This is a genomic window from Acinetobacter sp. UBA6571 (assembly GCF_002434085.1).
GTDB classification, from domain to species: domain Bacteria; phylum Pseudomonadota; class Gammaproteobacteria; order Pseudomonadales; family Moraxellaceae; genus Acinetobacter; species Acinetobacter radioresistens.
The window spans coordinates 59,319-72,202 of sequence record NZ_DJJJ01000060.1; the positions used below are offsets into that span (position 1 = coordinate 59,319).

The window sequence follows — 12,884 nt, forward strand, 5'->3', positions numbered from 1 at the left end:
AAGAGACCTAATCGATATTCTATAAAAATGTTATAGTCATAAGGAAAGACTAATGTTTCTTGTTAAGGGAGCAGTCATAAATGGAAAATATACAAACTTTTATAATAATGAAGCCAAGAATAGACCAAGGATTGAATAGAGGTTAAGCGAGGGTAGGAGCAAATGAGAGAGAGTTATGATACGTATCATATTTTTAGTCTTATAGGGCAGCACGCTGAATTAGAACCCATTCTAAATGCAATTTCTGGGTGGCTTGAATCCCATATTCCAGATGCCTTAGTTACGATCATGCTTTATTCTGAACATGACCAAACTTTAAAGCTTATCAGTGGTAAACAACATTTCTCAAATCAATACTGTAAAGCCGTCAATAATTTAAAAATTGGTCCTCAGCGCGGTGCTTGTGGAACAGCTGCATTTTTACGTAAGTTGGTCATTAGTCAGGATCTGATGGAAGATCCGAATTGGGCAGCTTATCGTGCATTAGTAAAGGCAGAGCAGCTTTCAAGTTGCTGGTCTATGCCTATTATTAATGCAAGAAATATTTTATATGGAACTTTTGGGACTTATTACCGAACTCCCAAAAAACCGACGAAACATAATATTCGTCTTTTAGAACAGGCCGCCTCTTTAGTTGCATTAGCGATTGAGCTTGATGATGAACGCCAACAAAAAATAGCCATAAATGAAAAATATAGTTCTTTTTACAATTATCATCCAGATGTAATTCTTGAACTTGATCTGCAAGGATACGTTCTTAATACCAATATTGCTTGTCGTGAAATTACGGGTTTTTCACAAGAGCAAATACAGGGGAAACACTATTGGACATTAATACCAGATGAATATCATGAATTAGTTGATGCTGCATTTAAATCTGCTCTACTGGGGAAATCTCAACATTATGAAATTCCCGTTTACAATGTGATAGAGAAAATTATATGGCTTGATATTATCAATTTACCAATAATTCAAAATCAAAAGGTTACAGGTGTATTTACGATAGCACGTGACATTAGTGTAAATCGGAAAAATAAGGAGAGCTTACGTCTTTTAAAGCGTGGAGTTGATGCAAGTCCGAGTGGGATGTTTATCACGGATGCCTCTGAAAACATGGTGATCAGCTTTGTTAATCCTGCTTTTCTTAAACAAGTTGGTTATACAGAAGAGGAAGTCATAGGTCGTAATTATAATTTTTTACAGGGCCGAGATACTAATCTAGAGCAGCTTGCTTTGTTTAAGCAAGCGGTAAAGGAGCAGAAAGATGTTCAGATAACGTTAAAAAATTATTGTAGGGATGGGAGCTGGTTCTGGAATAGATTAATGTTGGGGCCAATTTTGGATCAAGATGGCAAATGTACTCATTTTCTTGGAATTCAGGAAGACATTACTCAGCAACGTATCCATGAAGAATATATTGAATATCAAAATACTCACGATCAATTAACAGGCTTACTGAATCAAATAAATTTTGAAAAAGTCCTAGAGCAAACTTTCGAAAAACAAAAGCTTCTAACTTTACTTTATATTGATCTTGATGACTTTAGTTCGATGAATGATAGTTTAGGTTACTACGTTGGTAATAAAGTTATTAAAAATATAGCGAGCCGACTAAAAGATTTTTTAAAACCTGATGAGGTTTTGAGTAGGTATGCCGAAGATGAATTTGTATTATTGATCAAAGGCCAACATGATCATAAAAAAATAACCACAAGAGCTGCAAACATTCTTGATTTGATTTCAGAGCCGTTTCAAGTCGATGACCATACACTCCATCTAAGCGCAAGTATAGGTATCGTCATAAATAACAGTTTTATACAATGTGCTTCAGAGCTTTTATATCGGTCTACTTTGGCTATGAGAGAAGCAAAGAGACAAGGCCGTAATACTTGGCATTGTTATGAAGAAAGCAATAAAATTTCACCCAATTTAGATTATGCTCATCTGCGTTTAGAACTTATGGAAGCAGTAAAAAAGAAGCAGTTTACACTATTCTATCAACCGTTAATCAAACCATTAACAGGCGTGGTTCAGGGAGTAGAAGCGCTGATTCGTTGGTATCATCCCGAACGGGGTTATATTTTTCCAGATTTTTTTATTCCTTTAGCTGAAAGAACAGGACAAATTGTAAATATTGGACAGTGGGTTTTAGAAACAGCATGTTTAGATATCGCTAAATGGAATAAGGCGCATGATAGTCAGCTCACAGTTTCAGTTAATATTTCTCCTTTGCAGTTTGGACGTGCTGGATTTCTTGAGGAACTCCAAAAAGCGCTAAAAATAAGTCAATTACCAGCTGAGCTGCTTAAAATTGAAATTACCGAAGGCGTTATTATTAGTGGTGCGGACAGGGCAATTGAAATTCTAAAATCAATTCGTGCTTTAGGAGTGCATGTGGTCATTGATGACTTCGGCACTGGTTATTCGAGCCTTAGCTATCTACGACTACTACCGATTACTCAAATCAAACTGGATCGAAGTTTTATTGTGAATCTGACAATTAGTGTTCAAGATGCTGCAATTGTTCGGTCGATAATTTTTCTAGCCCATCAGCTGAATTTAGAGGTCGTAGCGGAAGGTGTTGAAACACTAGAACAAGCTAGTCTGCTCTATCAACAAGATTGTGATTTATTTCAAGGCTATTTTTATGCACGGCCTGCCCCAATAAGTGACTTGAATTCGAAATTTTTGCCGTTGGAAAGTTTAAGTTAACGTAATTAATCTTTGTAAATTGTAATAAAAATCTAATTGTAACTTTAATTCTATGTTAAAAGTGTAATAGAACTAATAAATTGTGGCTAATTAATTAAAAATGGAAATATTTAAAATTAATTTAAATTTAAGAAAATTAATACTTTTTTTAGCGATTTTTTCGGTATTAAGTCTTTTTATTATTAGCTCAGTAATTAGCTATTATATAGTAAGAAATCAGCTTATAAATAATTCATTAGCACTTAATTCCGAACACGCAAACAAGATTGCAATAATTATAGATAATCACTTTAAGAATATACTGATCGAACTTGGATACAGCGCAAAGATTTTAGGGAAAAAATTTGATGATAATGAGATCCGAGAAACAGAAGTACAGAGATTAAAAATGCAATCTGATTACTACAATAGCGTGGTTGTCAGTGATTCAGAGGGTAGATTGATTAATTATTCACCAAATATATTGAATATTGATAAAAATAAAGTACAAACTACGTTAGGAATTAGTAATTCAATAAAGGAAAAAAAACCATATATATCATCGCCATATCTTTCTGTTAAAAAGAATATGATTGTTTTTATTTCATATCCGATATTCGATGAAAAAAAGCGCTACAGAGGGTTTGTTGGATCTGCGATATATTTAAAAGAAAAAAATGTAATTAATCAACTTTTATCAACGAATGAAACATATCGAAAAAGTTACATGTATGTAATTGATAAAAATGATAAAATTATATTTCATCCTGATCATGAAAGAATCGGTGAGATAATCAAAAATAACACTGGTTTAGATTATATAAAAAAACAAAATTCAGGGAAAATTCGTCTTATCAACAGTAGAGGTGTTGATAATCTTGCTGGATTCTCACATGTAAAAACGACGAATTGGATAATTGTCTCCCAGCAACCCACAAAGCAATTATTAAAACAAGCGAATTCGATTATTTATAAAGTATCAGCGGGAATCTTTATATTTTATTTACTAATTTTTTATGTTGTTTGGAAGTGTTCTTTTTTTATAGCATCTCCTCTGCATAAGCTTGCAAATATGGCAAGCTCTTTATATCAGCCTGAAGCAAGTAGGGAAATTAAAAATATTAACCCATGGTATTATGAAATCGTTAAATTTAAACGTGCTCTTTTATTGAGTGTTCATCACTTTTCAAAAAAAATGACTGAGATGGATTATTTCATTAATACGGATCCTCTTACTGGTTTGATGAATCGTAGAGGGATGCATTTGTCTATAGATCAGAAAATAGCTTTGAAAATCCCCTTTTCAATATTATTAATAGATATAGATTTCTTCAAGAGAGTAAATGATACATATGGACATGCTGAAGGTGATTTAGTACTGAAAAATATTGCAGAAATGATGCAAAAGAACTTTCGGAAAGATGATGTTTGTTGTCGCTATGGTGGTGAAGAATTTATTGTTATTGTACCTGATGTTAGCCAGCAAGACGTTTATGAAAGTGCTGAAAGATTTAGAAGAGAAGTGGAAGCGCAATCGATAGAAAAGGTTGGATCGATTACAGTCTCTATAGGTATCGCTTCTTGGCCTGAAGCTTCTGAAGATATTTCAGAAGTATTTATTCTGGCTGATAAGAATCTTTATGAGGCTAAAAACAGTGGACGAAACTGTGTAAGATTATAATTTATATGATTTTATTGAGAAAGTATTTCACCGTTAAATCTACTCTAAGTTGGTCAGATTTAGTAGTAACTTGGGTATGAGGTCTACTAATAATTGGATGAATTTTATACTGCATTTTTTACAAGATAAAAAAAAGCCTATAATCCGCCTATATTTTAATTTAGTGCGTCGTATTTCATATTACACGGGGGCATGGAAAAGATTATTGTTTCGGCAGTTTTAGGTTTTTTTTGGTATCCGCCATGGATCAAGTTGAAGCAAAATGACACAAAGAGCATTATGAGCAAAACATAAACGGCGCATCAATGATTCATCTAAAGGATATGCCACAACACTTGGTTGATGGAGGGCTTATTTCATTCGTGACCAGCGCCGTAAGATTCACAACATCGAAACCAATTTAAATGGTGATTAATCATGTCATGTAAATCATGTGAAGAACGTCGACAGAAACTAAAGGCAATGTATGAGCAGTCGATAGAATCCATCACAAAAGTAATTACTTACCTTACCAACAAAGGTGGTAAAACAGAACAATCACCTGCAAGTGCAGACGAACCTGAACAACGAATTATTGTTAACACTCGAAGAGCAGGAAGAGCCAAACAGCCATGAGTATATGAATCAGTAACCATGCCAAAGCTACAACGATTGCAGAGCAGACTTGATGCCATATACTAGACTTGCCAGCATTCCCGCCTTATTACCACACAACTAGAACTAGAGCATATTGTTAATGTTGCTTAGAGTGTTACCGATGATGAATCTAACCTGCAATCGTTGTGTCCGCCGTGCCACAAAGATAAAACCTTAAAGGAGAGTTGGCAGTGAGTCATGAAGAACTACTAGAGCAAATTGAATCAGCGGCTAACTTTGTGCGAGGTATACAGTTTGATCAACGCTTGCTAAACGATGCTCGAGAAGCTTTACGAGAACGTGTGATGGAACTAGATGATTTTGTGGATAATTATTCCAATGAAAATGCATCAAAATGGTGCATAAAAACCAGCAGGCAGGGGGGCGGTCAAAAGTTCAAAACCTTTTGCCCTCGGACTCCCCCACTGACGTATAAAAAATTTTCCATTTCGCAAATATGTTAAAGGAGTGCATATGGCTTTAACAGCAAAAAAAGAAGGCATTTGCCCAAGCTAGAGCTGATGGCTCTTTTAGATTTGTCCCACCGAGCAACTTTCCAAAAAAAATTATTTAACTCCGGTAGTAGAAGCAGGTGTGGTTGAACGCATTCTTTCTGATAAGCCTTAGAGTCCTAAGCAAAAATACAAAGTAAAAATTGAGTTATAATGGGGTTAAGGTGATTATTTGTACTATAAGAAAATAATTAAAATGATATAAAATTGTAATTATTTTCAAATATAGAGTTCTGCTATAATGCCGTACTCCATTTCAAATCCGTGCATTGGGATGTGAACAAGATTTATAAGTGATTCAATACACTAAATCTGATGTGGGTCAAAATTGGGTCAATGAATTTTTTTATTCAATGAAATGTCTTAAGAATTAATGTTTTGGGTTTTGAGTTCAATTGACGCCACCTCAATTGGTGGAACGCCATTTTGGCGAATTAACATTTGCAATGCTGAAACAATATCTACAAAAAAATCATTCAACTTAATGGGGGAGTAACTCAATAAACCCATATCTTAAACTCTTCGCTACGACGGTATTGTTATTTCTTTAACGATCATTACAAAATTAAAAATTATTATTTCTTTTTTACTGGTGATGTAGTTATAAGTTGACTAAAAGGCTATTCACTACATCTTCTAGGAGAGTTTTATTTGAAATGTTTTTGTTTAGGGTGCGTAAATCGTAGTAACCAGCTAAAAAACTTTGAGCCATTTCAAGGGCTGAAGCTTTGATATTGAATTCCCTATGTACTTGTCCCTCGATGAATAGTGCGATGAAAGATTTCTCTAAACGTTGTCGATATTATTTATTCAGACTTGCGATGACCGGCTATTTATCTCCTATTTCTAAATCGCAGAATAAGACTATTGCTTCGTGCTTTTCTGATTGTGAAAGATCCTCGACAATCTCCCAAAGCAAGAGGTGTCATAATCGAGCGATACTGAGAAATAGTTTTTTAATTTAATAGTTTTAATTCGATAGCAAATTTTTCTCTTACGAAATAATCGGGCTAAAAGCCCGATTTATATATTTCTCAAAGAAAGTATATTGGAACTTGAAATAATAATTTTTCGTAGCTTAAAATTTAAAAGAGTATGTCGTAAAAAATCTATTCTCTGTGTAATCACCTTGAATATCATTTTTATAATTCAAATTCAGCCACTGAAAACCTAACCCTTTTAATTTACCCTCAGTAATTCTATAGTTCGCAATAAAATCAAACTCACTTTCGTCATATCCTTTTTGGCCATTAATTGCATAGTTTTGTCCATCAACATAGCGTGCCAATAGGTTTAAACCTGGAACTAACCAACTGGCATCATGATTAAAAGTGAAATGATAGGAAAGTTCATTTGCTTTATTAAAAGTTCCCTGAGTCCAATTGACATAACTTAAAACTGGAACAGCACCATCTAACATCGGGAAATTACTCTTCCCTTGAATTTTTTGGAGACCTAAACCAATAGTATTTGGCCCATAACCAAATTCTTGCATCAAGCCAAAGTACTGGTTATCAATATAACCAAGTAGTTCATCACCTGTTTCTTCTGTATAATAATACCTAAATTTAGTATTCAACCGAAATTGGTCAATACTATTTTTATAGTCTAGACCGATAGAATATTGATTATATAAATCTTCTAATTCACTCACAAAGATTTGAGTCTGTAATTTACGATCAAAAGCTTTATGCTTTAAATCAATATAAGTTAAGCCATCAGATTCTTTTTTATTGACAGAAAGTTTTCTAAACTCTTCTTCATTTCGTGGCGAGTATTTATCTAAATAGCCCACATCCAGTTTTACCTGCTCATTCAACTGGCCTGAATATAATAAACCTTGATAAATTGTAATCAATTGTCGACTGTAATCTGTTGTTGCGAGAGGCGTGTCTACCCATTGTTCCCCCAACTTAACTGATGCTGCTTATACTTCGCTCCAATCGAACCTGCAATTTTATTGTAATTTGAAGCCTGCTCCTTTGTAACAGGATCAAACGGTAAAATCATATCATTGAGATGCTTATCATCACTTAAACGTTGCGCGTATTGAACGGAACCTGTAAACGTTAAAGCAAAATCTTGTGTTAGTTCATGCTCCCCCTTGGCACGGGCGATAATGCCTTGACTCCAACTCCCGACTGAGGGTTTGGTAGCGTCATCAAAATCCCGATCTGCGTATAAGTTTTTTAACGTGACATCAATGCTCATCTCTTTTGCATAGGCGCAGTTCACCACTGCTGCCATTGCTATAAGCAATGGCACAGCCATTATGTTTCTCTTCATGTTTTAATCCATTAAATTATTGAATATTTTTAATTGTCCTAAAACCGACATGGCTAATGCCTAAATCGATTTCTTGTGAGTGTCTAGCAGCGGCTCGGTAACGCATACAGTAATTTGATGCGCACAGGAAAGAGCCACCTTTGATGGTATAAAAGTTAAAAGCGGGATTATCTTGATGATGCTCAAGTTGATTCATTCCCATGTGATCATCATGCGTTCCAGTAAATGGACTTTTGGTGTATTCCCAGACATTGCCAATCATATCGTAGAGACCAAAGCCGTTTGCTGCAAAACATCCCACAGGTGCAACATCTCGGTAACCATCTTTATTCTCATTGTGGTAAGGAAATTCCCCTTGCCAAACATTGGCATCCACATGTTTTAAATCTGCGCTTACATCTCGCTCATGGCTAAAGCCTTTTGCGGCATATTCCCATTGTTCTTCTGTCGCAAGATCTCGATCTAGCCAGTCTGCATATGCCATTGCATCTTTTAAAGTGATCATTCGTACAGGTTGATTGGGCTCAATTTTACGATGGCTATTCGGCCCCCAAGGTTGTTTCCAATTCGCTCCTTTCATCAATGACCACCAAGCTAACTCCTTGACTGGTTTTTGGGGTTCAGTAAATACTGCTGCTTCTCCCTGTTTTTCTGCTTCAGTTACATAGGCAGTGGCATCAACAAAGCTTTGAAATTGAGCATTAGTCACTTCAGTTGCATCTATCCAAAAATCTGTAACTGTTCTTTCACTTTTGTAAAGTGCTTTCTCTTCTCGGTAGCTTTGATTGTTCCCAATATTGAAGGTTCCACCCTGAATTTTGACCATGCCCGCTTCAGGTTTCTTTTGCCAGTTTTGTGGTAAACCTGAATACTGTTTACATTTATTCCTATCCCCTAAGTTCAGTTCAGTTTTTTGCTGCTTAATTTCTGGCGTGGAGGGGAGACCACATGCACTTAAACCGATTAAACCGAATAAGATAGTAGCGTGAATAAACTTCATATTTTAATTCCTACTTCCTTGAGAGAAGTATTTCCACATTATTTGCTTTGGTTTATCTAAAAGACTATCTTTTTAATAAGCAAAATTTTTCCTAACATGTTAATACTTCTAAGAATTAAACTATTATTACTTGCCTAGATTTTTCAAAAAAACTGGCTGAATACATTGATCATAAAAACAATTCATTTGACCGTATTTGTAGCGAACTGGAGCCTCCACAACCCCTACACGTTGAGCATACTCAGCCCAATCTTGAGCAAGTTCTTGGGTCTTACTTGGATTTTTAGATGCTAAATTAATGCGATAAGACGGATCTAATTTTCGATTGTAGAGTTCCCATTCTCCTGTACCATAAGGAGGGACTTGAAATTGAACAGCCCAATCACCTTTGTATAAGGCGCGACGGGTATTAAATTCCCAACCTAAAGTACGTTCTGGTAAAGCTTTACCTTTAAATAGGGGAAGAAAAGAACGTCCTTCCATTTTTAATAAAGGTTGTCCATTGCGTGTATCTGGTCGTGTAGCACCTGTAAGTTCTAAAATAGTGGGAACAAAGTCGATGACGTGAATGGTTTCGGAATTAATTTGACCTGCCTTTATTTGAGTTGGATAACGAATAATTGCAGGCACGTGAATTCCGCCATTTGACAAAATACTTTTGAAATAAGGCAATGGCGTAGAGGCAACTTGTGCCCATTGTGGACCTAAAGTCACATATGACCCTTTTTTCCCCATGTTCTGAGGACTATTGTCAAATGTCGCATCGACCCATTCACGAATACCATTTTTATCTTCAGTTGTGCCTAATGATTCTGGTGTAGCAGACTCCGCACCATTGTCAGACATAAATAAAATTAGCGTATTATCTAGTTCACCAGTCTGTTTTAAATAGTTAACCACACGACCGATATTGTGATCCATGTTGTCAATCATGGCTGCATAGATTTGCATGGTTTTGGTTTGATCTTTTTTCTGCGCCTCGGTTAACTTATCCCAAGCAGGGAAGACATCCATGAGCGGATTATTAACTTTTGTTCCCTTTGGCATAATGCCTAATTTGATCATACGCTCTAAGCGGGCTTGACGAACTTTTTCATAACCTTCTTTATAATATCCGTCATATTTCTTTAAGTATTGATCTGGAGCTTGCAAAGGCCAGTGTGGCGCGGTGAACGCCAAATATCCAAAGAATGGCTGATCTTTTTTACGGTCATTTTCTAAGTAAGCAAGCATTTTACTGGTAAAGAAATCACTCGAATAAAAGTCTTTAGGCAAGGTTACATCTTTACCATCTTCTAAATATCGAGCTTTATAATTTCCTGGGAACATTTGGCTTGCATCCATATGTGCAGCGCCACCAGGCATGAGCGTAAATGAGCGATCAAAACCACGTGCTTTTGCGTTGCTCTCTTCTGTTGCACCCAAATGCCACTTACCTGTGACAAAAGAAGCATAGCCTTGAGGCTTTAATATCTCAGCTAAGGTTATCACTCGATTATTTAAACGGCCTTCATACCCCGGTTTGCCTTTCTGTTCGGGCTGTAAAAACTCAGCCATGCTGCCCAGACCAGCTTGATGGCTATCATTTCCTGTCAATAACATAGAGCGTGTGACTGAGCAGGTTGGACCTGCATGAAAGTTACTGAGTACGGCACCTTCTTTGGCTAATTTTTTTAGATTTGGTGTAGAAATTTCGCCACCAAATGGTTGTATGTCCGAAAATCCCAAGTCATCAGCCACAATGACCAAGACATTTGGCTGTTTAGCAGGAGCAGCCCGAGTGGATAAATTGCAGAGTAGCGTGGGTAAAAATAACGCTACTAGAGCGAGCTTTTGAGTAACCATAACGAATCCTTGATAGTGGTTAGTGTTATTATTCAGTGATCTAGCTGATTATGCTGAGGTGGACCTTGATTAGACGCTTGCGCGACGACGATCGATCTCTGTCGGTGGTGCTTGATTGAGTTCTTTGACCAATTCAAAATTAAATATGATGTGTTTAAAGGGTTTATCTATATTGAATTTTGACATTTCTGCTGGATCAACAACATCGGTTGCCGTTGCAACTAATCCATCACGTGTTGCAAACGCAAAGTCATCCCAAAGGTATTGATCACCCTCAATGTTAAATTGGGTAGTGAGTTTGCGATAACCTGGAGCCGAGACAAAATAATGAACGTGAGAAGGGCGATTACCATGACGGCCCAAGAGGTTGAGAACAGCTTGCGTGGTGCCTGCAGGCGGACAGCCATAGCCTACGGGCATGGTGGTTAAAGCCGTATATTTACCATCTGCATCGGTAAAAATGGTACGGCGCAGGTTGAACTCGGATTGTGATTTATCAAAGAATGAATAATTGCCTAAACCATTAGCATGCCAAATTTCAACTTTCGCATTGGGAATAATATTGCCATTCGTATCCGTGACGAGACCTTCTATCACTAAGCTATCGACTTGGTCTGACTCAGAACCATCATCCATGCGGGTAAAGCCGACTGATTCAGGCGCTCCTGCAACATAAAGCGGTCCTTCGATGGTACGGGGTGTTCCACCAGTAATACCTGCTTTAGCATCAGCTTCGTCAGCACGAAGATCAAGATAATGCTCAAGACCTAAGCCAGCAGCCAAAAGACCAAGTTCGTTAGCTTGACCTGCGTCAGTGAAGTATTCTAAGCCTTTCCACAATTCAGTTTGAGAAATGTCTAAGTCTTCAATGGCTTGGAAAAGGTCACCTACTAAACGCACAACAATTTGCTGGATACGTGTATCGACAGGGTTAGTCGCTGTATCAACATTCATTTTTTTCACAAGCGTATCAATTTGTTGTCGGTTCATCATGATCATCCTTTGATTGATGAGAAATAGATTCGAATGATCTGGAACGGACATGTAACAAATCATTCGAAAAGTGAAGAACTCATAAAAGATGAGTTCGCATTTGTTGACTTAACATCAGATTGAAAAATTTAGCTATTTAAAACTGCGTAATGTTTATGCAGTTTTTAAGCCCTGCTTAAATATGTCTAAATAAAGCAGAACGTGCTTGATTAGAGGCACCATCCGCTGCACTTAAGAAACGCTCAGTATGAATATCTTTTTCAAAGAGACGGCTTTGCATCAGCGTTGAAATAGCAGCATCAATCATCGGTGGTGGACCACATAAATAGGCTTTATGGCCACTGCATTTATTTTCAAAATAATCTGCGACTGCTTCATGTACAAAACCTGTGAATCCTGTCCATTGATCTTCTGTTTTGGGCGCATTCAGTGCAGGAATATAGCGGAAGTTTGGATAGTCTTTGACTAAGGTCTCAAACACTTCACGGTTATAGAGTTCAGAAACATCACGCGCGCCTTGGAAAAGATAGATAGTACGTGTATCACCTTGTTCTAAAAGGTCCAAAATCATGGATTGGGGACTGGATAGACCAGAACCACCGGCAATAAAGATGGCATCTTTTTCATCGGATTTACGCACAAAGAACTGTCCATAAGGCCCAGAAACTTGGAGTTCATCACCCGCTTGCAAAGTTTCGTGTACATACGTGGTGGCTGTACCGCCTAGTACTTGGCGAATATGCAATTCAATAATGCCTTCTTCACTCGGCGGATTCGCAATTGAAAATGCACGTGTCCCTTCAATATTTGGCAATTGAAGATTGATGTATTGCCCAGCCTGAAATTCCATTGGACGGTCAATCTGCAAACGTACGCCTTTAATGGTGGGTGAAAGCTGTTTGATCTCTAAAACTTTGGCTTGATAGTCTTGGACTAAATAACCTAAGAAATCCTCGTCTTCATCAACATCGGCTTCAATCACCATGTCAGATTCTGGCTTACAGCAGCAAGCAAGGACTTTATTTTCTTCACGTTCTATATCCATCAACGCAAAAGGAGACGCTTCACCGACATCATAAAAACCGTCAGTGACCTGAACTTTACAGGTGCCACAGGTACCATGACCACAGGCAAAGGGTAGCCAAACCCCTTGACGTAAAGCGGCATCTAAAATGGTTTGATCTTCTTCCACCTCAATGGTCATGCCGACAGGTTCAATCGTGACTTGATAACTCATGAT

Annotated in this window: 7 protein-coding genes and 3 pseudogenes; 5 read left to right on the forward strand and 5 right to left on the reverse strand. The window is 37.1% G+C overall.

Annotated features, from left to right (window positions below):
• The first annotated feature begins 162 nt into the window (after positions 1-162).
• The 5 genes and pseudogenes from B3X18_RS12600 to B3X18_RS12620 all read left to right on the forward strand — a co-directional run.
• Entirely contained in the window at positions 163-2,712 is a 2,550-nt protein-coding gene (locus tag B3X18_RS12600; protein ID WP_005015369.1) for a bifunctional diguanylate cyclase/phosphodiesterase, read from the forward strand.
• Positions 2,713-2,812: 100 nt separating this feature from the next.
• The gene (locus B3X18_RS12605) at positions 2,813-4,372 is read left to right on the forward strand and encodes a sensor domain-containing diguanylate cyclase (RefSeq protein ID WP_005015367.1); all 1,560 of its coding nucleotides are present in this window, start codon (positions 2,813-2,815) and stop codon (positions 4,370-4,372) included.
• A gap of 681 nt (positions 4,373-5,053) precedes the next feature.
• A pseudogene (locus tag B3X18_RS15265) lies at positions 5,054-5,203 on the forward strand (HNH endonuclease); the annotation flags it as partial.
• Entirely contained in the window at positions 5,200-5,472 is a 273-nt protein-coding gene (locus B3X18_RS12615) for a hypothetical protein (protein WP_005015366.1), read from the forward strand. The pseudogene B3X18_RS15265 and the gene B3X18_RS12615, both read left to right, overlap by 4 nt.
• Before the next feature lie 51 nt (positions 5,473-5,523).
• Positions 5,524-5,635, forward strand: a pseudogene (locus tag B3X18_RS12620) (Fic family protein); the annotation flags it as partial.
• Positions 5,636-6,598: 963 nt separating this feature from the next.
• Here B3X18_RS12620 and B3X18_RS12625 read toward each other — a convergent pair.
• From B3X18_RS12625 to B3X18_RS12650, 5 genes and pseudogenes are all read right to left on the reverse strand, one after another.
• Positions 6,599-7,806: pseudogene (locus B3X18_RS12625) on the reverse strand (OprD family outer membrane porin).
• Between the two features lie 16 nt (positions 7,807-7,822).
• Positions 7,823-8,806 carry an SUMF1/EgtB/PvdO family nonheme iron enzyme gene (locus B3X18_RS12635; RefSeq protein ID WP_005015359.1) on the reverse strand — a complete coding sequence of 328 codons (984 nt, stop codon included), beginning with the start codon at positions 8,804-8,806 and terminating at the stop codon, positions 7,823-7,825.
• 126 nt (positions 8,807-8,932) lie between these two features.
• Entirely contained in the window at positions 8,933-10,651 is a 1,719-nt protein-coding gene (locus B3X18_RS12640) for an arylsulfatase (protein ID WP_005015353.1), read from the reverse strand.
• 69 nt (positions 10,652-10,720) lie between these two features.
• Complete coding sequence (catA, locus tag B3X18_RS12645) at positions 10,721-11,641, reverse strand: catechol 1,2-dioxygenase (RefSeq protein WP_005404257.1); 921 nt, start codon at positions 11,639-11,641, stop codon at positions 10,721-10,723.
• 178 nt (positions 11,642-11,819) lie between these two features.
• On the reverse strand, positions 11,820-12,881 hold the full coding sequence (locus B3X18_RS12650) for an NADH:ubiquinone reductase (Na(+)-transporting) subunit F (RefSeq protein WP_005015348.1): 1,062 nt from the start codon (positions 12,879-12,881) through the stop codon (positions 11,820-11,822).
• Positions 12,882-12,884 lie beyond the last annotated feature (3 nt).